This is a genomic window from Paenibacillus sp. FA6 (assembly GCF_051550225.1).
Lineage (GTDB): Bacteria > Bacillota > Bacilli > Paenibacillales > Paenibacillaceae > Paenibacillus_AQ.
The window spans coordinates 5,146,013-5,170,485 of sequence record NZ_CP188820.1; the positions used below are offsets into that span (position 1 = coordinate 5,146,013).

General features: G+C 41.5%; 16 protein-coding genes, 2 pseudogenes and 3 riboswitches. Of the genes and pseudogenes, 9 read left to right on the forward strand and 9 right to left on the reverse strand.

Features of this window, described 5'->3' with window-relative positions; translation table 11 throughout:
• The first annotated feature begins 11 nt into the window (after positions 1 to 11).
• From ACP8HI_RS23335 to ACP8HI_RS23355, 5 genes are all read left to right on the forward strand, one after another.
• Complete coding sequence (locus ACP8HI_RS23335) at positions 12 to 977, forward strand: GNAT family N-acetyltransferase (RefSeq protein ID WP_438348504.1); 966 nt, start codon at positions 12 to 14, stop codon at positions 975 to 977.
• Positions 978 to 979: 2 nt separating this feature from the next.
• Positions 980 to 1,684, forward strand: a complete 705-nt coding sequence (locus ACP8HI_RS23340; protein ID WP_438348505.1) for a PIG-L deacetylase family protein — start codon at positions 980 to 982, stop codon at positions 1,682 to 1,684.
• A 76-nt stretch (positions 1,685 to 1,760) separates the two neighbouring features.
• A complete protein-coding gene (locus ACP8HI_RS23345) occupies positions 1,761 to 2,900 on the forward strand; it encodes an exo-beta-N-acetylmuramidase NamZ family protein (RefSeq protein WP_438348506.1) in 1,140 nt (379 codons plus the stop codon).
• 63 nt (positions 2,901 to 2,963) lie between these two features.
• Complete coding sequence (locus tag ACP8HI_RS23350) at positions 2,964 to 3,926, forward strand: N-acetylglucosamine kinase (protein WP_438348507.1); 963 nt, start codon at positions 2,964 to 2,966, stop codon at positions 3,924 to 3,926.
• A 211-nt stretch (positions 3,927 to 4,137) separates the two neighbouring features.
• Positions 4,138 to 4,231, forward strand: a riboswitch (cyclic di-GMP riboswitch).
• A 70-nt stretch (positions 4,232 to 4,301) separates the two neighbouring features.
• Positions 4,302 to 9,722 carry a MucBP domain-containing protein gene (locus ACP8HI_RS23355; protein ID WP_438348508.1) on the forward strand — a complete coding sequence of 1,807 codons (5,421 nt, stop codon included), beginning with the start codon at positions 4,302 to 4,304 and terminating at the stop codon, positions 9,720 to 9,722.
• 68 nt (positions 9,723 to 9,790) lie between these two features.
• On the opposite strand, the gene ACP8HI_RS23360 is transcribed toward ACP8HI_RS23355, so the two are convergent.
• From ACP8HI_RS23360 to ACP8HI_RS23385, 6 genes are all read right to left on the reverse strand, one after another.
• On the reverse strand, positions 9,791 to 10,441 hold the full coding sequence (locus ACP8HI_RS23360; protein ID WP_438348509.1) for an anthrax toxin lethal factor-related metalloendopeptidase: 651 nt from the start codon (positions 10,439 to 10,441) through the stop codon (positions 9,791 to 9,793).
• A 55-nt stretch (positions 10,442 to 10,496) separates the two neighbouring features.
• Positions 10,497 to 10,584: riboswitch (cyclic di-GMP riboswitch) on the reverse strand.
• A gap of 109 nt (positions 10,585 to 10,693) precedes the next feature.
• Positions 10,694 to 10,780, reverse strand: a riboswitch (cyclic di-GMP riboswitch).
• A gap of 151 nt (positions 10,781 to 10,931) precedes the next feature.
• Positions 10,932 to 12,389, reverse strand: a complete 1,458-nt coding sequence (locus ACP8HI_RS23365) for a methyl-accepting chemotaxis protein (protein ID WP_438348510.1) — start codon at positions 12,387 to 12,389, stop codon at positions 10,932 to 10,934.
• A gap of 522 nt (positions 12,390 to 12,911) precedes the next feature.
• The gene (locus ACP8HI_RS23370) at positions 12,912 to 14,501 is read right to left on the reverse strand and encodes a methyl-accepting chemotaxis protein (protein WP_438348511.1); all 1,590 of its coding nucleotides are present in this window, start codon (positions 14,499 to 14,501) and stop codon (positions 12,912 to 12,914) included.
• A gap of 226 nt (positions 14,502 to 14,727) precedes the next feature.
• Complete coding sequence (locus tag ACP8HI_RS23375) at positions 14,728 to 15,609, reverse strand: DUF3298 domain-containing protein (protein ID WP_438348512.1); 882 nt, start codon at positions 15,607 to 15,609, stop codon at positions 14,728 to 14,730.
• A 1-nt stretch (position 15,610) separates the two neighbouring features.
• Positions 15,611 to 16,117, reverse strand: a complete 507-nt coding sequence (locus ACP8HI_RS23380) for an RNA polymerase sigma factor (RefSeq protein ID WP_438351959.1) — start codon at positions 16,115 to 16,117, stop codon at positions 15,611 to 15,613.
• A 178-nt stretch (positions 16,118 to 16,295) separates the two neighbouring features.
• Positions 16,296 to 17,183 carry a TetR/AcrR family transcriptional regulator gene (locus tag ACP8HI_RS23385; protein WP_438348513.1) on the reverse strand — a complete coding sequence of 296 codons (888 nt, stop codon included), beginning with the start codon at positions 17,181 to 17,183 and terminating at the stop codon, positions 16,296 to 16,298.
• 267 nt (positions 17,184 to 17,450) lie between these two features.
• On the opposite strand from ACP8HI_RS23385, the gene ACP8HI_RS23390 reads away from it, so the two are divergent.
• The gene (locus ACP8HI_RS23390) at positions 17,451 to 18,911 is read left to right on the forward strand and encodes a DHA2 family efflux MFS transporter permease subunit (protein WP_438351960.1); all 1,461 of its coding nucleotides are present in this window, start codon (positions 17,451 to 17,453) and stop codon (positions 18,909 to 18,911) included.
• 108 nt (positions 18,912 to 19,019) lie between these two features.
• On the opposite strand, the pseudogene ACP8HI_RS23395 reads toward ACP8HI_RS23390, so the two are convergent.
• A pseudogene (locus tag ACP8HI_RS23395) lies at positions 19,020 to 19,418 on the reverse strand (MurR/RpiR family transcriptional regulator); the annotation flags it as partial.
• A gap of 23 nt (positions 19,419 to 19,441) precedes the next feature.
• Between ACP8HI_RS23395 and ACP8HI_RS23400 the strand changes: the two are divergent.
• Positions 19,442 to 19,786: a PHP-associated domain-containing protein gene (locus tag ACP8HI_RS23400; protein WP_438348514.1), complete on the forward strand. Its 345-nt coding sequence runs from the start codon at positions 19,442 to 19,444 to the stop codon at positions 19,784 to 19,786.
• A 98-nt stretch (positions 19,787 to 19,884) separates the two neighbouring features.
• Positions 19,885 to 20,400 carry a DUF2179 domain-containing protein gene (locus ACP8HI_RS23405; protein ID WP_438348515.1) on the forward strand — a complete coding sequence of 172 codons (516 nt, stop codon included), beginning with the start codon at positions 19,885 to 19,887 and terminating at the stop codon, positions 20,398 to 20,400.
• Positions 20,401 to 20,509: 109 nt separating this feature from the next.
• Here the strand turns inward: ACP8HI_RS23405 and ACP8HI_RS23410 are convergent, their stop codons facing one another.
• Positions 20,510 to 20,686, reverse strand: coding sequence for a hypothetical protein (locus tag ACP8HI_RS23410; RefSeq protein ID WP_438348516.1), 177 nt, complete (start codon positions 20,684 to 20,686; stop codon positions 20,510 to 20,512).
• A 199-nt stretch (positions 20,687 to 20,885) separates the two neighbouring features.
• Here ACP8HI_RS23410 and ACP8HI_RS23415 point away from each other — a divergent pair, with 199 nt between their 5' ends.
• Positions 20,886 to 22,679 carry a stalk domain-containing protein gene (locus ACP8HI_RS23415; protein WP_438348517.1) on the forward strand — a complete coding sequence of 598 codons (1,794 nt, stop codon included), beginning with the start codon at positions 20,886 to 20,888 and terminating at the stop codon, positions 22,677 to 22,679.
• Positions 22,680 to 22,878: 199 nt separating this feature from the next.
• On the opposite strand, the pseudogene ACP8HI_RS23420 reads toward ACP8HI_RS23415, so the two are convergent.
• A pseudogene (locus ACP8HI_RS23420) lies at positions 22,879 to 24,120 on the reverse strand (bacitracin ABC transporter permease); the annotation flags it as partial.
• Positions 24,121 to 24,473 lie beyond the last annotated feature (353 nt).

Sequence of the window (24,473 nt, forward strand, 5' to 3'; positions counted from 1 at the left end):
GGTATCCTATTATGATGAAGTCTTGGGATAACCAATATATTCAGGGCGTTATTTCTTTGTGGAACAAGGAAGCCGTGAAAGATGGATATAAGGAGCTAACTGAAATTAGTTTTGCAAACATCTTCTTGTCTAGCCCTTATTTCGATAGGGAAACAACATTTGTTTTGCTAGAAGCTGATCTAGTAAAGGGCTTTACCTGTGGATGTACAGGGGATGACTTACCTTTGGGGGACGTTGCAGGCTATATCACCTGTATCGTTCTATCCAGTGAGTGCAAAACCAATGAAAACTACAAGTTGATGTTAAATGCATTAGAGCAACGCTTTCAACATTTGGGTAAGAAGCAGGCGGATGTCCTGTTCTTCAATCCCATGTTATTACCTTGGTATATACCAGATACACCGAAACATGAGCATAACAATGCACCCGGTGTACCATTAGATAGCACGCTTTATCCGTTCCTGTTAAGCCAAGGATATGTGGATCGTTCAAGGGAATGTGCGATGTATCTGAATCTTGCTGACTTCTTCATCCCAGAAGATATTAAATCCAAAGAAGAAAAAGTAGCTGAAGAAGGTTATGCAGTGGAACTATTTGATCCGGAAAAGCACAGCGGAGTGAATGAGATGCTGGGCGGATTCGACAACCCCTTATGGGATACACAAATCCCTAATTATACGGCTGAGGGTGTTCCAATGGTGATTGTAGCGTATGAAGGGAAAACAGTCGGATTCGCCGGTCCAGTTATCCGACAGGATAATGGTCGAGCCTTTTTTGCCGGGATTGGGGTACATCCGAATCATGAGGGGCATGGTCTTGGCAGCATTCTCTTTTTTAAGTTGTGTGAAGCATTTCAGAACATCGATACAATATATATGTCCCTATTTACCGGAAGGAATAATCCTGCCATGCGTATTTACGAGAAGGCTGGTTTTCAACATGCCAAAGAATTTTCTGTCATGAGAAGGGAGTTTTAAAGATGAGTGTAGGAAAAGTAACAATATTGGCTATAGGTGGACATGTAGGTGATATGGAACTAACGGCTGGTGGTGTCTTGGCAAGCCATTCTCTTAAGGGTGATCGTATTGTGACATTGGCGCTGACCGCGGGTGAACGTGGTGTTCCTGCGGGGAGAGATATGGCTGAGTATCGCGAGCAGAAGGTGAATGAGGCCAACCTTTTTGCCGAGATGTTGGGTGGAGAATCCATCGTTTTCGATATTCCAGACGGAGAGTTACACAATAATGAGGAGATGCGCCTTCGAGTGTGCGATGTTATTCGTGAGGTGAAGCCGAATATCATTATTACGCACTTTAAGAACAGCATGCACAAGGATCATATGACGACACACTTGATTGTTAACGACGCACGATTTTTTGGCGGATTAGCTTCATTTCAAAGGGAAAAGCCTGCATTCTTTGCCTCCAAACTATATTATGCGGAGAACTGGGAGGATGCAGTCGACTATAAACCTTATGTGTATGTGGATTTCTCCCAAGAAGCCTATGATCTATGGATTAAGGCAGTGTCTCAACATTGGTTCGTAACCGGAAGTAAATCCTTCCCTTACTTGGAATACTACAAGCATTTATCTAGAGTTCGCGGTATAGAGGCTCGAAAAGAATATGCAGAGACATTCATGATTCCAGAAGAAACGATGCGTATACTTAAAACTGAATTATGAACGGATAGGAGAAATGACTGTAACAATTAATTGTTACAGTCATTTCTGAATCACACTATATTTTCTGGGGGTTGCTATGATCCGAAACGGTATTGATTGCATTGCGCAGTATGCCCACTTATTCAAGGGGAAACGATTGGGACTGATTACGGCACCAACGGGATTAAGCCATGATTTTGTATCCACAATTCAAATTCTGCATGAGAATTTCAATCTTGTCGCATTATTTTCACCAGAGCATGGTGTGCGTGGCGATGAAGATGCAGGCGCTCTAGTAGATACCTATCTGGATCCTATTACTAGTGTGCCTGTACATAGCTTGTATCGTAAGGATTCCAAACGATTGACACAGGAGATGTTGGAAGAGGTAGATCTGGTAGTATACGATATTCAGGATGTGGGAGTACGGTATTATACCTTTATCTATACGATGCTCTATGCTTTGGAAGACTGTGCAAAAGCAGGTAAGGAATTTGTAGTACTCGATCGAATTAATCCGCTGGATGGTTTAACTGTGGAAGGAAACATTCTAAAGAAGGGTTATGAATCCTTTATCGGAAATTATCCTCTTAGTGTGCGCTATGGGCTGACTGCTGGCGAGGTGGCGATGATGGTCAATGACCAGATGAAGTGGAATTGTGAACTGCATGTGGTGCTCTGTGATGGTTGGGAGCGGAGTATGCAATTTCCTGATACTGATCGTATCTGGGTGCAGCCTTCCATGGGCATACCGCGATTTGATTCCGCCCTGCTATATAGCGGTACTTGTATATTTGAAGGTACCAATATTTCTGAAGGAAGAGGAACCACATTTCCTTTTGAAATGATAGGAGCACCGTTTATCCAGGCAGAGCAATTAGCGGATGAGATGAATGGGAAGAAGTTACCTGGGGTATTATTCCGACCGGTTTATTTCAAACCTACTTTTTCGAAACATCAGGGAGAACTTTGTAGGGGCGTGCAGTTGTATGTAACGGATGCCCGCGCTATACATGCTGTGGAAACAGGTGTTACTCTAATGTATACCATCAAGCAACTCTACGAACAATTCTCGTTCCTACCACCAGTGAAAGAGAAAGATAGACCTTTTATTGATTTGTTGTGTGGGGATAAGCTGTACCGTGACGAATCAGTAGATGTTTCGGCTTTATTGGAGCAATTCCGTGAGGAAAGTCGGGAATTTGCACAGATCAAACAGCAGTATCATCTGTATTAATAGAGAAGATGTGGTATGAGTAACCTATCATTACAATGGTAAATATAAGGGCGTGATAAATAGATGAGATATGTTGCAGGATTGGATGGTGGCGGTACAAAAACCGCGGTGGCGGTAGCCGATGAGAATGGGTCCGTCGTGCATACCTTTACATCGGGTGCTATTAACTATAATGGGCAGGATGAGGATAGTATCCGTCTTAGTTTTCAAGAGATTTTTGCAACAATTGCAAGGGTATGCGGCGGTCTGGATCATTGTGTACAGATCTGCATCGGTGCGGCTGGAGTCAGTAATCCTACGGTTATCACTCGGCTAGATGTTAATGTCAGAGAGTGTGGGTATCAGGGAGGACTGGTCATTACTGGCGATCACGAAACAGCTCTTTACGGTGCACAAGAACATCTGCACGGCATTATTCTAATTGCAGGTACCGGGTCGATCTGTTATGGGAGAAATGAAAAGGGTCTTTCTCATCGCACGGGTGGTTTGGGTCACCTCATAGATGATGAGGGCAGTGGTTACAGTATAGGTCGGGATATACTCACTGCTATGGTACAGGCGAATGATGGTCGTTTACCTCCAACAGAAATGACTAGAATGGTGTATAAGCAACTTTCTATGGAGACGGTTCAGCAGATCGTCGGTTTTGTGTATGACCAAAGCACCAATAAAAAGGACATTGCTGCTTTGGCTCCTATCTTGACAGATGCCTGTGCGCTGGGGGATCAGGTGGCTCTGACCATTGCTAGAAAAAGTGCTTGTTCCTTGTTCGAGCTGGTGGTCCCTGTAGTGGAAAAACTGTCTTTGCAGGAAGGAACTCTTGCTATGGCGGGGAGTGTTCTGCTCAAGGCTACCTTTGTGCAGACTGCTTTTGTAAAAATGCTGGAACAGCACTATCCTGGGATGCAATGTATTATTGCAAGAAAGGATGCATCTAGCGGTGCGATGCTTATGGCATTGAACCGCTTAAATGAAATAGAACAGCAAACAAACAATATATCGAAGACTATAATAAAGATTATTTAATCGATATTATTCATTTAAACCAACTGAACGAGTGGAAAATTGGATTGATTATATTCTTGGGTTTCTCCATTAATATTAGGAATTGTTACAATATAAATGATTGACAATTTTCGATATGTGGAATATATTGGACTACGATAGTTCCTTTATATTATTTACGGAGCAAAAAATATGATGTAAGTCACGAAAGTGCATCTGCGCTAACGACAATTGTATATTTTGGCACACTAATCGAAAGATTGGTTCGCAAAGCCTCGGAATCTAAGAGTCTATGTTAATAGACTTATGATCGTCCAGCTGCAATTAACCTCGTTAATGCAGCTGGACCTTTTTGTGTTCCGGGGAACTAATTCCATAAATAATAAGGAGGAAACAATGAAACGGAGTTTAAGACGTGCATCGATGTGGTTACTCATATTCTCAGTGTTCATAGGACTTATACCAGGAACCTTGCTAACAAGCTCTGCGGATGCAACGAATCAGCCAGTATGGCCCAATCCGGGAGCAGTTAATCTGACGAAGGTAGCTGAGCCTATACCAGGGGCACTGGGTCAATGGAAGGTAACGTTAACCGTTGAGGGTAAAAATATTCAGACTAACACCAGTACAGACGTTGTATTGGTCATCGATCGGTCGGCAAGTATGAAAGATTCGAGTCGAATGACTAATGCTATTACGGCCGCGAATAAATTTGTCGATAATTTGCTAATTAAAGATTCGACGACAAAAATAGCGGTTGTATCCTTTTCTGATGATGTAACAACTGTATCCGAATTTAAGGGGACATCTGGTAAGGGAGATCTAAAGAAAGACATTGATAAAATTAAAGCTAGTGGAGGCACCAACATTCAAGCAGGACTCCACCGTGCTGATACGTTGTTGGCGGGAAGCCAAGCACAGAACAAGGTCATCGTCCTCTTAAGTGATGGAGCACCGACATACAGCTATAAGGCAGGTAAGGCGACAACTTATACATGGCCTGGAGACAAAAAGGCAGGGTTTGCGCTTTCAAATTTTAATTACGGGACTGTTCTCGGATCAGGTAGTAACTATAATTTAGCCGAAGGATATAAATGGTTCGGTCAGTGGTACGATCGCGAAATTTATACAGTAAACGGCCACGAGGTAAATAATAATGGTATTGCAACCATATCAGAAGCCAAGCTAATCAAGGATAAGGGAATTGGTATTTATTCCATAGGGCTTGATGTTGGAAATGATAACAATGCCAAAGATGTATTGAATAAGAGTCAAAATAAGGGATACCTTGCTTCAACCAGTAATGAGTTGAACAACGTCTTTACTGAATTGTCCAGCAAGATTTCCTTTGCAGCGGAGAACGCAAAAGTTATCGATCCAATGGGTGCCAAGTTTGATAAGATCGGTGATGTCACCGTTTCTCAAGGAACGACAAAATGGAACAGTGGGTCAGAAACGATCGACTGGGATATCGGTAACATTGCCGAGGGCTCTCCAGCAACGATGAGTTATATCGTTAAGATGGATGCGAACGCAGATCCAAACATATTATATCCAACAAACAAAGCAACCATATTGAACTATACAGATGTTAATAAGAAATCTGCATCGAAGGAATTTGATGTACCTGAGGTGAGCTTCGGGAAGGGTTCTATTACCGTTAGAGGATATTATGTTAATGCGCAAGGCGATCCAATCAATACAGCCGGAGTTGTTGTAGATAGACCTGATCTAGCAGAACAGCTATACGACGAACCGTTTACTGTATCTGGAAAGTCGGCGCTTGATATCAACGGGACCTATTCGGTACCAGCAAAAGTTGTTGATGGTTATTCGCTCAAAAAAGGCGATAATCCAACAAGTATGAAATTAACTACTTCTGCTCCTAATCCAACCATCTGGTTCGGATATGTGAAAGCACCTTATAATCTCAATGTAGAATATAAGGCTGGAGATAACGTTCTAAGTCCAGCTGAAGTAGTCAAGAAACTTCAAGGTGAATCAGTAGATTCCGATTACAGCAACAAGGTTATTCCAGGATATACTTTCAAGAACGTGACCCTTAGTACAGGTAGTGGGTTAATCGTTAATAGCGGAAGAGTAACTGGAACGATGCCTAATAAAGAAGTAACGATCACAGTTAACTACACAGCCAATGCACAAGCGGTTACTGTGAAGTATTTGGAAGAAGGAACGAACAAAGTATTGAAGGTTGCAACCACGACAGCGGGTGTAACAGGGGAGACTGTTACGCTTACAGCGGCGCCAATTCCTGGTTACACAGCCAAATTGGCAAGTCACAGCTATACTTTTAAAGCAACTCCAAGCCAAGAGCATATTTTCTACTACACAGCAGGCGCGCAAGTGGTGACTGTGAAGTATTTGGAAGAAGGAACGGACAAGGTATTGGAGGCTGCAATCACTAAAGCGGGTGTAACAGGAGGGACCGTTACACTTACAGCAGCGACAATTGCTGGGTACACAGCGAAGGCATTAAGTCACAGCTATACCTTTACGGCAACTCCAGGCCAAGAGCATATTTTCTACTACACAGCAGACGAACAAACGGTTACTGTGAAGTATTTGGAAAAGGATACGAATAAGGAACTAGCTACTGCAATTACTAAAAGTGGTGTAACAGGCAAAGAACTTCTGCTTACAGCGGCAACCATCGCGGGGTACACAGCAGAAAAGACCAGCAACAGCTACACTTTTACAGCAACACCAGTTCAAGAGTATATCTTCTACTACACAGCAGGCGCACAATCAGTTACTGTGAAGTATTTGGAGAAAGGTACGAATAAGGAACTGTCTGCTGCAACGACGACAGCGGGTGTAACAGGGAAAATCGTTACACTTACAGCGGCGACAATTGCTGGATACACTTCAGAAAAGGTAAGCGATGGTTACACTTTTACGGCTACCGCAGGCCAAGAATATATCTTCTACTACACAGCAGGTACACAAACGGTCACTGTGAAGTACTTGGAAGAAGGAACGAACAAGGTATTGGATGATGCAACCACTATAGCAGGTGAAACAGGAAAAACCGTTACGCTTACAGCGGCAACAATTCCTGGCTATACAGCCAAAGCGGCAAGTCACAGTTATACTTTTAAAGCAACTCCAGGCCAAGAGCATATCTTCTACTACACAGCAAACGAACAAACGGTTACTGTGAAGTACTTGGAAGAAGGAACTGGCAAGGTATTGGAGGCTGCAATCACTAAAACGGGTGTAACCGGAGGAACCGCTACACTTACAGCGGCAACAATTGCTGGCTACACAGCCAAAGCTGCAAATCACAGCTATACCTTCACAGCAAATGAAGTTCAAGAGCATATCTTCTACTACACAGCAAACGAACAAACGGTTACTGTGAAGTACTTGGAAGAAGGAACTGACAAGGCATTGGAGGCTGCAATCACAAAAACGGGTGAAACAGGAAAAACCGTTACGCTTACAGCGGCAACAATTGCTGGCTACACAGCCAAAGCGGAAAGTCACAGTTATACTTTTAAAGCAACTCCAGACCAAGAGCATATCTTTTACTACACAGCAGACGAACAAACAGTTACTGTGAAGTACTTGGAAGAAGGAACGAACAAGGTATTGGAAGCTGCAACAGCTGAAGAGGGTGTAACAGGTGAAACCGTTACGCTTACAGCGGCGACAGTGACTGGCTACACAGCGGGAGCATTAAGTCACAGCTATACCTTTACGGCAATTCCAGGCCAAGAGCATATTTTCTACTACACAGCAGACGAACAAACGGTTACTGTGAAGTACTTGGAAGAAGGAACAGATAAGCAACTAGCTGATGCAACGACTAAAGCGGGTGTAACCGGAGGAAACGTTACGCTTGCAGCGGCGACAATTCCTGGCTATACAGCCAAAGAGGCAAGTCACAGCTATATCTTTACAGCAACTCCAGTTCAAGAGCATATCTTCTACTACTCAGCAGACCAACAAACGGTTACTGTGAAGTACTTGGAAAGAGGAACGGATGAGGAATTGTCTGCTGCAACAGCTGAAGCAGGTGTGTTAGGAGGAATTGTTACACTTACAGCAGCAACCGTCACTGGCTATACAGCGGAAGCACCAAGTCACAGCTACACCTTCACAGCAAATGAAGTTCAAGAGCATATCTTCTACTACACAGCAGACGAACAAACGGTTACTGTGAAGTACTTGGAAGAAGGTACAGATAAGGAACTAGCTGATGCAACGACTAAAGCGGGTGTAACCGGAGAAAACGTTACGCTTGCAGCGGCGACAGTGACTGGCTACACAGCGGAAGCATTAAGTCACAGCTATACCTTCACAGCGACTAAAGTTCAAGAGTATATCTTCTACTACACAAAGGATACTCCAATTATTAAAGAAGGCTATGTAACTGTGAATTATGTATTAGAAGGAACTGAAACAGTTCTGAAAGATTCTACTACGCATAGTGGCAATGTAGGGGAAGTACTTCCGTTACATGCAGAACCAATTATATCTTCTGATGGTAGTGTATACACACCAGTCAATCCTGACTTTGACTATCTAATCAAGGATACAGAAGGACAGCAGCATACCTTCTACTACACAAAGAATGCTCCAATTATCGAAGAACGAGATGTAACCGTGAATTATGTAGATCAATTAACTAAACAACCGTTGGTTGACCCTGTTGTGATTAGCGGCAAGGTAGGGGATATACTTCCTTTACATGCAGAGCTGATTACAGTATCTGATGCGGTATACACGCCAACCATTGTCAACTTTGATTATGTAATCACGGATGCACTTGAACAGCAGTATACCTTCGAGTACATGACAGATGATGTTGAAGATATACAACAGTTGATCGTGAGATATTTGGATAAAGAAACAAATGTCGAACTTGGCCAACAGACCGTGACAGGAATTGCAGGTACAATCGTTACATTAACGGCAGGGGCGGTTCAGGGATATACTCCTGAGAAGTCTACAGATGTATATGAATTTGGGGATGCAGAAGGACAGGAATATATCTTCTATTATGTGAAGAATACACCTGTAACTCCTCCGGTCAACCCAAATCCGAATCCGGATACATCAACACCAGGTCCATCAGGTATAACACCGTTGCCACCGGCACCTCCAGTAGTTAAACCATTGCCTCCAGCACCACCAAGGTTGGAGATGGATGATCACTTTAATTACATTAATGGTTATCCAGATGGAACAATTAAACCGGAGAATCGGATCAGCCGTGAAGAAGTCGCAGTGATCTTCTACAGATTGATGGATGATGCGACGCGTAGTGATTACTTGAAGAAGATTAGCTCATATGGAGATGTCGAGAGTAGTCGCTGGTCGAACAAACACATCGCTACGATGGAGAACGCTGGCATCATCACTGGTTACCAGGACGGAACATTTAAACCTGGTCAACAAATTACAAGAGCAGAATTTGCTGCAATTGCATCAAGATTTGATAATCTCAATGAGCAAGAGAACACGTTGTTCTCGGACATTAAAGATCATTGGGCGGCAAAATATATTGTATCTGCAGCGAACAAAGGCTGGATTAAAGGTTACCCAGATGGACAATTCAAGCCTAATCAATACATTACGCGTGCGGAAGCAATGGCTTTCATCAATAGCGTATTGAATCGTAAAGTTACGGTAGATGGTATTCATGAAGATGCTAAGGCTTGGCCGGACAATACGACAGACAAGTGGTATTATACGGATGTGCTCGAAGCGACTAACTACCATGATTACAGTAGAATCAAAGATGGGTCCGAGACTTGGGATCAAGTGAACCCTGATCGCGTGTATCCTTAAGTAATAACAAAAACTCCTCTCTGTTCAAACAGAGAGGAGTTTTTGTTATTATCTAAACATCTATAAGATTAACTATTGAACAGCTTGTCCATATAATTATAAGTTAATGGTGTGCTCTTCTTCAGTTCTTCACGTGTTGTATCATTGTATAGGTATAGGCTAGCTGCTTCAGCGAAATATTCTTCTGGATAAACAGAAACGTAGCCATCTTTGTTATAGTTAACACTTGCCTCTTGGTTAAATATGTTCTTGAAATCTTCCGTACTACTTGCTCCGTTAAATACGAAACGATCTACAGCGTGCATCGTTTCATGGATCTCTAGGTTGAATGAGCTGTGACCTTTTCCTTTTTTGCTATAACCGATGCGGACAACGACAACTTTCTCGCTGACACCAGGTACATCATCCCATGTTAATCCAGTACCTTCCCAACCTCTTGGGGTTACACCTTTTAGGTAGAGTAATTCAGGAACGTTGGTAATGATATCATTGGTTAATTTGATTGTTACACCTTTGTCGGATAAAGTCTTCAAGATAGGAGCCGGGATTTTCTCGATCCGTCCGATCATTGCGTTTGCTTCTTTCACGTTATAGTCACCTGTTGGCAGGACAACTAACTGATCAAGCAATAAACTTTTGGCATGAACTGATTGTGTTGGTAATACCCCAAATAATGTAAATATGATAAGTATAGCTAATATACGCTTTGTCCATTTCATTATAAACATTCCTCCCAGAGCTAACGTATCCAAATAGAAAACGTTGAGCTTCAATATCGGTAACTGGCTAGCATAGCGACAATGTCGCAGTAGCTCCTTTAGTTTTGCGCCGCCACTTTTCAATGGGTTTGCCTTTGTCAATACAGGGTTGACATATGAAACTATTAAACTATTAGTTAGTTAAGAATAGCAAAAACCCCTCTTACCGAAGTAAGAAGGGTTGAATAACAACGAATAACGTTGCACTTCTATATCGGTAACTGGCTGGCATAGCGAAATATCGCGGTAGCCCCTATAGTTTTGCGTCGCCATTTTTCAATGGGTTTGCCTTTATCAATATATTAAATTAGGAATTAAGTCTATCACTATCATCTATTATTAATAGTAATATTAATAGATTTAATAGTCAAGATGAAGTTATCTGAAACAAACAAAAAATGTTCAATAAAATCACTCCGTTATGTCGGAAGTGGTTTTATGGTTGATTCATCTATGATTTCTTCGTTAAACTTTCCAACGTAACAGCCAAAGTATTCAGATGACCGATGCTATTCACCGTTTCAGAGACATGTTGTTGCTGGATTTCAGCGCTCGCCAAGACTTGTTCAATGGCCGCTGTATTCTCCTCGGTAATCGCGGCTACTGAATTTACTTCACCTAACACGAAGGCCGAAGATTGGTGGATGTGCTCATTCATGTTCTCCAAGTCTTGTGCCTGTTCCAGCACCTGTTGTGTATTATGACGAATACCACCGAATAAGCGAGCAATTTCATCAGCGGAATTCCTTCCTGATTCTACAACGAGCAGACCGTTATTAACCATAACGTTAACCTGCCTTATGTTTCTTTGAGTAGTGCTCAGAATTTCTGTGATGTCCGCTGATGCAGCATGAGAGTTCTGTGCTAATTTACGAATTTCAGTGGATACGACAGCGAATCCTTTGCCATGTTCGCCCGCCCTTGCAGCTTCAATGGAAGCATTTAGCGACAGGAGATTCGTCTGTTCGGCGATGCCGACTATGGTCGAAACAATCGATTCAATTTTTTGATTTTCTTCATTCATTTGTGTCATCATGTCAGATGTCCTCGAGACGATATCTAGCACTTCTGACATGTCGCTAGTCAAGCGAACGACTTTCTCTTGACCCTCTTGCGTAATATTGTCAGTGTCACGACTCTTATCACTCATGGAGATGGATGCGTCATTGGCTTGTGCAACGGATAGATTTAACTGTTGCATCGTATTCGAGATGTCAGTGACGCTCTGTGCTTGGGATTCAACCCCAGTGGCGATTTCCTGAAAAGCCATCACGACTTCTTTGGAGATTCGGTCTGTTGTTAAGGCATTGTCTTGCATAAGATTACTGGATTGAGTCAGGATACCCACAGATTCGGTAACACCCTTAAGAACAATCTCCATTTCCAACTTAGCACGTTCGGACTCACTGTTGCTCTTGGTCATAATCCCTAACATTCTTGAGCCGATCTGACTCTGATACACGAGTACCAGCATCATGAGGATTAGAAATGCATTCACTCCGATGGGGTCTATAGAAGCATAAGATAGTTTAGTAGCGAGGAAATAGTTCAGCATGATGGTAGATATGACACCATTAAGGAGTAATGGACGATAGTTGTGATAAAGGGATACGATGCCTAGCCCTAAATATAGTATTAGCGTGTTAATAATGTCATCCGTTGCATAGATGAAGAAGAAGCTAATGACATTGAAGCCAAGAGCAGCTATGTACATAATATACGACGTAGCTAGACGTCTCCAGACAAGTACTGTGAACAATAAGCCAAGGGGGACACCCGATGAAACAGCAGCAATTACCGCTTGTGGAAACCTGATAACTGCAGCTACACCAAGCAGTAAACAACCCCAGAACAGCCAGACTATTAATTTGTTACGTCGATGTAACTCCGACAATGGATTAGAAGGCATACACTCACCCACTCCTATCTTGATATAATATAGTTCATAATTAGCTAAGCCTAAGGAATTTATAATGTGATGTCTATCACAGCATGAAGAAATTGGCAACACTATTACTGTACCCATCTTAATCTTTACCGAATCTTAATGTCGACTTTTGACGATTACGGTTAGCTAGAAGAATGAAAATACCAATGTCATCTCGGCAAGGGGAAGTAAAGGGAACTCTTCCTGCAGGGGTGAAATTTGTAGACCCAGCGGGTGGCACCATTATTCTCTGATATGCCAGAGACCCATTAGTGCTTTGGAGAGGTCCAAGTATCGACCATCTCGCATGAGTCTGTGCGCATTTTGGATGGAAGCGAGACATGGGTCCAATCCCTTAGTGATGATATGAAATAAAATAATGTGAATCAAAAGAGGGACCGTTTCGGCGCCATCATGGGTGCTGAAACGGTCCCTCTCTTGCGTTGCTTGATAATAGTCTACTTATGTTCGTATCACTCGATATTTATAATTTCGAAGAAGTTTTTAAATTTTAAAGATAGATACAGAGTTATTTAATTCTTCTGCAAGTTGAGCAAGGGATTGGGTCGTCATTGCTGTTTCCTGACTGTTCGCGGCAGCTTCCTCCGTCGTAGCGGAGATATTCTCAATAGAAGCCATGACTTCCAGGGATTGTGCAGCCTGTTCTTCGCTCGCGGCAGCAATTTCCGAGACATTATGGGCGGAAGCGTTGACCATGGAGATGATACTTTCAAATGCATCTCCAGTTTTTTGCGATGAGGCGACGCCATCTACTACGGCCTTTACGCTTTGTTTGGTATTCTCCTGCATTCCTTTAATAATAGAAGTGATTTGCTTGGTTGCTTCGCTGCTTCGTTCAGCCAGTTTACGCACTTCATCGGCCACTACGGCAAACCCACGACCTTGGTCTCCGGCACGAGCCGCTTCAATGGCAGCGTTCAGGGCGAGCAGGTTCGTCTGATCTGCAATGTCATCGATGACTTCAATGATTTCTCCGATTTTGTTCGAGTCTTCTTCCAATAGAGACACCTGTAGATTGATATTATGCATGCCATCAATGGAGGAGCGAACGACCATGTCCCCGTCTTGTGCAATAGCTAGCGTTTTATTGGATAATTCCGCAGCTTGTTCCGCACTATAAGCTACTGAATTAATGGCTGAAGACAATTCCTTGAATAATTCGTTCATCGTGAGGGCGGCATGAGCTTGGCTCGAACTGCCGCTGGCAATCTCCTCGGTGCTAGCTGAAATCTGCTGCGCTGCTGCAGAGACACTTTCTGCTGAGGATAATATTCCATTCACGGTTTTTCTTAAGCTCAATACCATGTTATTAATGGAGCCTGCTAATTGTCCAATTTCGTCCTTCGTATCGATGTTTGTTATTTCCCTCAAATCCCCATCAGCTACTTTGCCGACCAATCCAACAACTCGATTAAGCGGACGCGCAATAATGTGGGAGATGAAGATTCCAAAACTGAGGCTGAGCAGCGCCGCGATAATAATCACAGTAGTGGTGATCGACCGGGCAGAAGCGTACAAGTCATTGCCGGCTGTACTCGCTTGATCTGCTTGTGTGACATTAAAGTCGATTAAGTGCTGTAAGACATTATTTAATTCATCGAGTGTTTGTCTTAATTCCCCCGTATTCCACGAAGTCCTAAATTCTTCTTGTTTACCCGCACTGCTTAACTCAATCGCCTTATCTGCTGATTCCAGATAGTTCCGCCATGCGAGAGTGAGCTGGGGTAGTAATTCTTTTTCTTGATCTGATAAAGAGGATTGGCTATACGCCGCGATTCTGCTGTCAACTTCACTTCGTTGTCCATTTCCTATGTCTAATAGTCTGGTTCTTTCGGAACTGCTTTCTGCGTCATTGATGTCACGTAGATTAATTCGTAACCGTTGATATATAATTTGCGTTTCATTTAGTTGATTAACCGGAAGGAATCTGTTGGTGTACATATCATTCAGACTATCATTAACTTTACCCAAATTGTTCAATCCGTATATTCCAATAGTCGCCAAAATGACTACGATAATAGAGAAGGAAGAAATCAACTTTACCGAAATTTTAAAATTATAAAACCATTTCACTGTCGGTCACTCCATTCATTAGTTGTTGTTGTATATGAAAAAACAAAAAAAACCCCAAAAATAGAAGGGTCCACTCTCTATTTGCGGCATCTGGCTTACAAAATACTGCTCTTTGGATTATAGACTATCTGAGTTAATCTAACAAGGGGATTACTCGCTACATCAATCATGATGAAGAAAGAGGGGAAAGTAGGCTTACGCCATTCTCCCCCCCTCGGATCACAAACTAATTAACATACGTATGACTGACTAGAGCATCAGAGATGACATCTGTTGGAATGATGAATTCCGCAATTCCCATATAACCCGGAGCCACATCATATTTATTGAAGGAAATAACTAATTTACCTTCATTGTTAATGTAAAAATTGGTATCTTTCGTTATATTTTGGAACTGATCTACGAAGCTTTCGACTTCATTCGTTTCAGTTGCAAGCCAATATATTTTATCAGGATCTGCTTTCATTTGTGCTTTCATCTGTTCTTTGATATTTTCGCTAATGACCACGATATATTGATCGTCCTTAAACAGCATAGGTAGACTCAATAATATTTGATTCACCTTATCGATCGTGTCATATTGCATCGTTGTTGAAGAAGAACCTACGGTATTTACTACATATCTGCCAATGGACAGTATTTGTTCGTTATCAGTTAGAACTTCGTACCCTGTATCTATCCCTAAATGACCGCCACCATCTTCTTTTAAAGCTGCCACATCAGTCTGGAACTCATCATATAGCTTTTTGTTTTCATTAAGATACTTTTCATTTAGCTCATGTTCTAATGCTTGGTTCCCTAGATTGGTAATGACAGGTACCTTTAAGTCTGCATTATAAGTTTCATCGTCCAATTTATATTCTGTGAAAGTGAGTACCTTGATGATGCCGTTGACGCCAGGTATTGTAGAAAGGGCATTTGCAACGGTCGTACTGACGTTGATCCCGATAACGAATACCAGTACTGCCGCACTAACTCCTGCTAGCCACTTAGAGCCAACTCTTCTTTTCTTCCTAGTGTTTAAAGCTTTTTTTACTATAAAATCTAATTCGTCAGGAATAGGTACTTCTTTGTATTCTTCTTGTAGTTGTTGTAGTTTAGGGTCCATTCTACTTTGCCTCCTTGGAAGTTTCATCATTCATTTGAATTTTTAATAATTGGAGAGCCTGATACAGCCGGGTCTTGATCGTATTTACATTCTCATTTAATACTTCTGCTACTTCATTAATCTTTAAATCCTCGAAATATCTAAGCACGATGATACTTCGATACTTAAGGGGGAGATCATCTAACGTTCTTTCTAAATCAATATCTTGATAAACGTCAACCTTCCCAGGACTATAAGCATCTAACATGTCATCATCTACGAACTGAATCCTTTTTTGCCTCCTCAAGAAATCTAAAGACGTATTGACCACAATTCTATAGAACCAGCTCTTGACGACTTCAGGATTGTCGAGTGAATCTATGGATGTGATGGCTTTACAGATGGAATCCTGCACAATATCGAGTGCATTTTCTTTATTCTTCACATAGCTGAACGCTAACCGATAGACGTTCTCTTTGTGATCCGTTATACAACGTATAAGCAACTTTTCTGTTTTCCCGTTATGCATGATGGCCATACCCTTCTCCTTTCACTAAAAGTCCCTATTTAACCGCACTAAACCGCACTAAACCGCACTTTCATAGGGTGTGTGATGGTCTATACGTTTAAGACGTATGGGCAACGCTAAAAAGTTTTAACTTTCGGATTAATTAAAGAAACCACTCCATGATTCGGAGTGGTTCTGCTTATATCATTTTGGATAATACTTTTTGATAGTTTTCGAATTCTTTCGTTTCATTAATCTGGGGACACATATTTAAAGATAGTAGAGCACTTTCAATTAAGAAGATTCGTGGTTCCTTGTTGTTCACCACTTCCTCCTGGATAAAGTATAACAACTTTAGATACGTGGACATTTTTGGAACATCGGTACCCCATATTTTTTCGATCCTTTTTTTCAAACTTAGTGTTGCAATAGAAAGTTCATTATTAAAAAAATCAGTGCAGTCTGAGTTAGGAATTAGTTTGTGTACCTTATCAGGTGAAAGCATCTGAATTCCTTTTGTACTTACTTCTTCCACAATGGTCCGTATACGGTCCACGCAATAATCGATCATTTGTTTCAGAGTGATGGTCTCGTTCATGGCATGACATGTTTGAAGCATATGTTGCATGATTCCTGTAAAAAGAATAGCACTATCTAATAAATAAGGTCTTTTATCCTCAGAGAATATATGAATGAAACGGTTATGTACCCATTTTAAAAAGAAGAATTTAGATTGTTTGATAAACATAATTAATTCTGGATCATTCGAAGCCATGACATCCTCTATGAGTTGTAACATTTTGTTTTCTCTATTTAACGTCATCATCAGATGAATTTGTTCGGTAAATATGTCTATATCAGAAGGATCTTCCCCAATGAGCAGAGCATTCAGTTCTTCCTGAAGTTGGCTGTGAATGGAGGTGAAGACAGCTTTAAATAGCTCCCCCTTGGAAGCGAAATAATTATAAAAGGATCCTTTAGAGATTCCGCTGTGATTCAAAATATCCTGGATAGACGTGGCATGGTATCCCTTTTCGATAAATAACTTATGCGCTTTATGAATGACATGTTCTTTGCGTTTATTCATATCAATGCCCCTTTGAACTGGACTCTTGTTCTAGATTAGACTAGCCCATTTCGACGCACAATACAATTATATTTGATGACTTGTCAAACAGAGAATAAGGGTGTATTATAAATCCTATTGTAACGATAGTCCAAAATTGTACCGTTGGTTTTATTCGATGAAAATAATTACAATTATACGGGTACCGAATTAAAATAATAGGAGGATCTCAAATTGCAGGAAAAAGAAAAACAGATTAAACCATCATATAGTGTCATAGCCATTCTGATGATTGGTGCGTTCGTTGCCTTGCTAAGTAATACACTGCTTAATATAGCTCTACCATCGATCATGAAGGAATTTGCTGTGACGGCTCCAACCGTACAGTGGTTAATGACTGGTTATATGTTAGTCAATGGTGTCATGATTCCGTCAACGGCCTTTTTAATTCAAAAGTATACAGCGAGACGGCTATTCTTGATTGCTATGGCGTTATTCTCAATAGGTACACTATTGGGGGGATTCGCACCGAATTTCAATATGTTATTGATAGCTAGAATGGTTCAAGCTTCAGGGGCAGCGATCATCATGCCATTATTAATGACTGTGCTATTCATGACATTCCCACCTGAGAAACGTGGATCAGCCATGGGAATGTTCGGGTTAGTGATGATCTTTGCACCCGCTATTGGACCCACGCTGTCTGGATGGATCATTCAGCATTATGAATGGCCAGTACTATTCTTTATGATTGCACCGATCTCCATCTTGGTGTTCATTCTAGCCTTCTTTAAATTACATGATACCAAAGAGAAAGTGGATATTAAGATCAATGTTCCTTCTATTGTCTTATCAGCTATTGGGTTCGGGGGGATATTATACGGATTTAGCTCAGCTGGAAATAAAGGATGGGATGCCCCAGTCGTGTATTCCACAATCATTATCGGGGTCATTGCCTTAACCGTCTTTATTATACAACAGTTGAAAATGAAACAGCCTATGCTTGACTTCAGAGTTTATAAATATCCTATGTTCGCCTTATCGTCAGCGATTTCAGTTACATTAAACATGGCGATGTTCTCTGCGATGATGTTAATGCCTATCTACCTGCAGAACATTAGAGGTATTTCACCTTTAGACTCTGGATTACTCATGTTACCTGGAGCTCTAGCTATGGCAGTGATGTCTCCAATAACAGGGAAAATATTTGATAAATATGGAGCGAAGGTATTATCGGTCATTGGTTTAGCCATCGTCATTGTTACGACGTATTACTTTAGTCAATTGACAGATACTACCGCATATATGACATTAGTGACTTTGTACACTGTGAGAATGTTTGGAATAGCGATGGTTATGATGCCGGTTATGACCAGTGGTTTAAATGCTATACCGGCAAAATATACACCGCATGGTACGGCCATGAATAGTACTATTTCACAAGTGTCAGGAGCGATTGGAGGAGCATTACTTGTAACCATTATGTCCACTCGCACCGCAACACATGCGGCAGAAATGGTGGGAGCAGCGGTTAGTAAACTAGCCACTCCACCTTCTGACAGCGCTTTGGCAGAAATAAAACAACAGATTCTTTCGAAAGCTACAATTGAAGGAATTAATGATGCATTTCTAGTGTCAGCAGGAGTAGCTGCTGTTGCTTTAATCCTTGCATTCTTTCTCAAGAGAAACAAATCAGTTGAGGAACCGCAACAAGAGGTAGTAGTGGCTAAGGAAGTAGTAAGCCAATAGTGATGTTGCCAGGATAACGATATAAACTACAAGCTCCAGACCTATGTGTCTAGAGCTTGTAGTTTTTTTGCACTTAAAGTGTTTCATCATCCTCTGAATTGGACTTATTTATTTGGGCAATAACGAGGCGTAATGCTTACGCATTGCATGAAGTTGCTGAAGTTTCTCCATCGCCGACTCTCCCCGATGTCCAGCCAGTGATATGGAGAGGCTCTCGACAATGGTCATTGGAGCTACAAGGGAATGGAAGGCATCCCTGTCACCACGGTCCACTTGGAGGACAATGTCGCTGTCGTCAATCATGTCCGAGAGTAGAAGATCCGTAATCAGAATCGTTGTATAACCGGACTCGGAGGCTTGATCCAAAATGACTGTCGCTTCAGGGAATTTACGGACGAAGCCGAAGAAAAGAACGACGTCATTCGGACCTGCATGGACGAGACTTTCCAGCAATTCGTGTCCACTTTGAGCCATAATCCGAACTTCCATGCCAATCCGATTTAGTCGGAAACGTAATAAATCACTTAGACATGAAGTGGAGCCCGGCCCGTGAACATATACTTTATCCGGTGCTGACCCGACTGGATGCCTTCGATTTGAACGGTAGAGATTTACATCATTGTGGACTGGATATGGAGGGGAAGGTAAGCGCTCTGGCAGAGCTCATCGAATTACCGGTCATCGCGGGCAGTGATACACATCAGCCATTGCAATTCGGAAGTGTGTATAATCAATTTGAACAAAGTTGTGACACGATTGATCAGTTGCGTAACGCCATACGGTTAGGGGCTTATGACTATCACATTTCGCAGCATCTTCATTCGAAGGTGAAATCGGCTGAAGTAGAACAGGCGAGATATAAGATGAATATGTAATTATGATCTGTGTTAACATAACGCATAGGCTATAACAGAACTTTATGAAAACCAAAAAAATTCATCGTGCAAGACCTACATCAAAGGGGGAACTATGAGTGCTTAAGATTTTGATCCTAATATTTGTTATTCAGATTGTGTACGTATCGGCTTTCACCTTACGTATGATATTGACCTTGAAAGGCCAGAAGTATATAGCTGCTTTAATTAGTACATTGGAAGTGACGATTTATGTGTTAGGTTTGAATCTAGTTCTGTCATATTTAGACCACTTTGCAAGTTTAGCTGTTTATGCGATTGGTTATGCCTTGGGTGTGCTGGTAGGATCATGGATCGAGGAGAAGCTTGCGCTTGGATATATCACATTAAAGGTAATCAGCAACAAACCGGATGAGCAAATGGCGCAAGTAATACGTGAAGCGGGCTATGGGGTAACTTCTTGGCTCGGACAAGGACGAGATGGAGATCGACTTATTATGGATATATTGGCTAAACGCAAAAATCAAAAGCATCTGAACGATTTGATTATTGCTCTCGATCCGAAAGCATTCGTTATCTTCCATGAACCGAATCAAATTCATGGGGGGTTTTGGACGAAGGCGATCAAACGATAGACATACTAGATCCCAGATCTCTTATTGTAAAAATACCTTCGTCCAAATTCACTTCAATTCCCGATGCATATAAGATCATCGGGAATAATATATCGTTCTACTCCATTCCTTAGTCTTCTGATTTATTGATGTATTCATTTGGTGTATCATCGTCTGTCGGATTATTATTCTTGATTTGACTCAATCGGCCGCTTTTTAATTCACCACCATGGACCTTAGCAGGACTTTGGTTATTATTGTCGTTTCTGAAATGTCCCTTGGGATCTTGTCCATCAGGTTTTGTCATGATCGTTGCTCCTTCGTAAGCTAATTCGTATTCAACCATAAGCTTTATGATTGAATGCATGGCTTATCGTTTGCAATTCTGAGCTATTTATACATAAGCGTTGCAAATGAATGACAAGGCATTATATTAACAGATGACTTCATCCTACCGATATATATAATGGTGCTTTATAACATCTAGAGAAGAGGCGGCGATAAGAATGAAGAGATCAGTAGTTAAGGTCTTGTTGTTAACAGCGATCATTAGTACTACCTTATGTCATGGGATTGTACAAAAGGCGGAGGCCAGTGCTCCGATTGAGATTATGATTGATGGACAGTTGCTCCATTCTAGTGCAAGCCCTATCATCAAACAATCCACCACATTAGTACCGATGCGCAGTATATTTGAGGCTTTGGGAGCTACAGTGAAGTGGGAGAATGCAACGAGAACCGTGACCGGAACGAAGGGGAGTACGGCGGTTGTGTTAAAGATCGACAGCAAGCAAGCCCACGTCAATAATCAGACAGTTTCGTTAGATGTGCCCTCACAGATCGTGAGCAATAGTACGATGGTGCCGCTTCGCTTTATTGCAACGGCGTTAGGGGCTGAAGTTCGTTGGGATAGTAGCGCAAGAAAGGTCATTATCGCAACGAAGGATGGCGTTGTACTGAAACAGCCCAAATTGGCTTTGGAGCATGGTAGTTCACCTGCCAACGTCTATGATGTGGGGACAGAAGTAGAGAAGGAAGGATGGATTTACTTTGTCGGCTTAGATTCTACGCATCGGGAAAGTGGTATTTTCAAAATGCGCAGCGATGGCACAGGACTTACCAAGTTAACGAGTCAAACGGGTCAGAATATTCAGGTGATCGACAACCATATCTATTTCATCGATGCACCTGCATGGGTGAATGTGATGAATACAGATGGCAGTGGATTACGACAACTGAAGCAAAGAGCAGAATTTCCAAATGTCGTAGGTCATTGGTTGTATTACAGTAATCTAAACGATAAATATAGGTTGTATAAGTTAAACTTGGACAATGGTAGCAATATTCCGTTAACATCGGATGGGATTCACTACTTAAATGTAGTTGGGGAATGGGCTTATTTTGCGATAGAAAGCACCATTTACAAGATAAAGACGAATGGACAATCGAGAGCGAAAGTCATGGAGGAAAAATATGATGTAACATATATGGTAATGGATAGTAAAGGGGAATATCTATACTACTCTTTAGCCAACTATGGTAAAGGTGGAATGTGGAAGATTAGCACGGATGGCAAACAGAAGCAAAAACTGAGTGACCAAATGGTCGGCGGAATCAACGAGTTTGGAGAGTGGTTATACTTCGCGGAATATAGCAATATCGATTACAAGAACGATAAATTTTATAGAATGAAGAAGGATGGATCCTCTAAAGAACTACTAATAAAGGGTCGCGTTGCGGGGATCGTTATCACGGGAGAGTGGCTGTATTACAACTGGTTAGCAGAAGACGATGAATACGGAGAATTTGTTCGATATAAGATGAAACTCGATGGCACTCAGAATCAAGCCTTCCAGATGCCTGGGTATCAGAATTCCAAGAAGCCACTGCAGAAACCAGTCGAAGGTGTAACGGTAACTGTAAATGGGAATGAACTGAATGAGGGAACAGTAACTTACCAACACAATGGCTTGCTTCATGTATCGCTTCCTCAAATCGTAGAGGCGATGGGCGATACTTACGAATGGAATGAGGCCTATCGAACAGGTTATGTTACTTTGAAAGACGGAACTAAAGTCGAGTTTTCTTTAGCTCTAAAGAACAAGGCGATTATAAATGGGAAAGAAGCTATTATTTCGAGTCAGACCTATGAATCTGACGGGAAACAAATAGCTCCTAAAGTAATGCTGGTCAATGGTGATTTGTACGTTCCATGGGACACGCTATCCTTGATATTGAAGTATCCTGTTAAGTTGCAGAAGGCAACGCTTGGGGAAGAATTAAATATAGGCAAACGATAGGGATGGAATAAGTGTGGGCGGGTAGCAACAGTATTTCATACTCCGTAAAATGGGTGCCGATTCGCGGCAAGTGAAAAGCATCATCCACATATTTATTATAAAGTTATTAATCAGAAACCTTAGAATTCTGATTAATAACTCTAGATAAGGATCATTGTCTTTTGGTAAATGGATGATCTCAAAGGTTTAATTTAAGCAACTAGAGCGCCTCTTTGATCACCTTCTTATAATGAAATACGGATAATATGCCAAAGATCGAATACAGTGCAGTATATAGCACCATCACCATAATCATCGGTGTCCAAAGCTCTGTTCCGAAGAAGAACCAGCCAGATTGGACGGCGAAATAGCTGTGAAGTATCCCGACAACTAATGGAATTCCGAAGTTAAAGAGTTGTTTGATTTGAATTCCCTTTAACAAATCCCCTCGTGTGAAACCGAGTTTTCTTAGAATAGTATAACTCGCCTTCTCATCTTCACTCTCATCCATTTGCTTGAAATAAAGAATACAGCCGGATGTAATCAGAAAGGTTAACCCAAGGAATCCAACGATAAACATGATGAGTCCCATATTCTGTTTCTGATTGTTGCTCATTTCTAGTTGAGAATCATATGCGCGCTTAGTATCGAATCCTAGTCCCTTAAAAAGTTCATTTGCCTCTTTAATATGACCTTTATCTTTAATATCAATTCCGATATAAACGGTAGAGTCCCTTTGAATGGCTGGATCGATATCCATTTTCAAACGTTCAAATATAGCTTCGTCCACAATAGCAACAGGCAAGCCACTACCCGTGAAATACCCTGAAACAGGGGAAACTATGTTGATACTTTTATACTGTTGCGGAATAACGTCATGCTGACCCTTCAATTCAATGAATCCAGAATCTTTCATAGACATGAATTGCTGTAACATGCTACTAGAAGCAGTAAAAAGAGTCTCATCGGCTGATAGTTGAATATCTTGTACGGCATCTTCACTAATGACTGGCATAGTCATGCTATTCGGATCAACGAACATGCCTTCCATATTCATGTCTAATATGTTCTCTACATTGACACCTACTTGAATGACATCAATCATTTGATCGGTATACTGTATTCCATTTGCGTCCAAGGCTTCTTTAAATGCCTGGGCATCTTGAATATCTGTAATTGAAAAGTCTGCTGGAACATAGGTCTTCGCCGACATCTCCGCAGAGTAGTACGAGATATAACTTAAAGATAATAAACCAATCGCAAGGGCAGATACCGTCGTAATAATGGTTAATAATACGGCATTGGACTTCATGCGGAACATAATGGATGAAAGGGATAATACTTCATTAATATTTAAGTAACCATGTTTCTTCTTGCGGATGATATTAAATATAAAAGTGACAGATCCTTTATAGAAAAGATAAGTCCCAATGATGACAGACGCTAGAATAAAGATCATCGCGTAGCCACCATTCGATTCGTCCTCGAATTGCTCGACCGGTTCACCAAGCCATTCATTCACAAAGTTAATCCCGACAATAACTATGGGATAAATAAATATTAATTGACAAGGCATCATTTTATGAATAATATGTAACTAATCACAAACCCATTGGAATCGACTGGACAGCCAGAGATTCAACGAAAAGCGCAGAGTATGCGTTTCGTTGAGTCTTTTTTTTTAGAGGAGAGTACAGCGTGTTAATGAACTAGATTGTGGTTGAGAAGTATGAATCTACTGGACAACCAGAGATTCAACAGGTGCGAAGGTGACGCGCCAAGTTGAGTCTTTTTGTTTTAAGCAAGTTTGTTCAC

What these genes read in the sequence shown, in the direction of transcription:
- ACP8HI_RS23400 (WP_438348514.1), top strand. Translation starts at nt 19,442, where the DNA reads ATGAAGTGGAGCCCGGCCCGTGAACATATACTTTATCCGGTGCTGACC.
- ACP8HI_RS23385 (WP_438348513.1), bottom strand. Translation starts at nt 17,183, where the DNA reads ATGAATAAACGCAAAGAACATGTCATTCATAAAGCGCATAAGTTATTT.
- ACP8HI_RS23350 (WP_438348507.1), top strand. Translation starts at nt 2,964, where the DNA reads ATGAGATATGTTGCAGGATTGGATGGTGGCGGTACAAAAACCGCGGTG.
- ACP8HI_RS23375 (WP_438348512.1), bottom strand. Translation starts at nt 15,609, where the DNA reads ATGGACCCTAAACTACAACAACTACAAGAAGAATACAAAGAAGTACCT.
- ACP8HI_RS23340 (WP_438348505.1), top strand. Translation starts at nt 980, where the DNA reads ATGAGTGTAGGAAAAGTAACAATATTGGCTATAGGTGGACATGTAGGT.
- ACP8HI_RS23335 (WP_438348504.1), top strand. Translation starts at nt 12, where the DNA reads ATGATGAAGTCTTGGGATAACCAATATATTCAGGGCGTTATTTCTTTG.
- ACP8HI_RS23345 (WP_438348506.1), top strand. Translation starts at nt 1,761, where the DNA reads ATGATCCGAAACGGTATTGATTGCATTGCGCAGTATGCCCACTTATTC.
- ACP8HI_RS23410 (WP_438348516.1), bottom strand. Translation starts at nt 20,686, where the DNA reads ATGACAAAACCTGATGGACAAGATCCCAAGGGACATTTCAGAAACGAC.
- ACP8HI_RS23415 (WP_438348517.1), top strand. Translation starts at nt 20,886, where the DNA reads ATGAAGAGATCAGTAGTTAAGGTCTTGTTGTTAACAGCGATCATTAGT.
- ACP8HI_RS23355 (WP_438348508.1), top strand. Translation starts at nt 4,302, where the DNA reads ATGAAACGGAGTTTAAGACGTGCATCGATGTGGTTACTCATATTCTCA.
- ACP8HI_RS23365 (WP_438348510.1), bottom strand. Translation starts at nt 12,389, where the DNA reads ATGCCTTCTAATCCATTGTCGGAGTTACATCGACGTAACAAATTAATA.
- ACP8HI_RS23380 (WP_438351959.1), bottom strand. Translation starts at nt 16,117, where the DNA reads ATGCATAACGGGAAAACAGAAAAGTTGCTTATACGTTGTATAACGGAT.
- ACP8HI_RS23390 (WP_438351960.1), top strand. Translation starts at nt 17,451, where the DNA reads ATGATTGGTGCGTTCGTTGCCTTGCTAAGTAATACACTGCTTAATATA.
- ACP8HI_RS23360 (WP_438348509.1), bottom strand. Translation starts at nt 10,441, where the DNA reads ATGAAATGGACAAAGCGTATATTAGCTATACTTATCATATTTACATTA.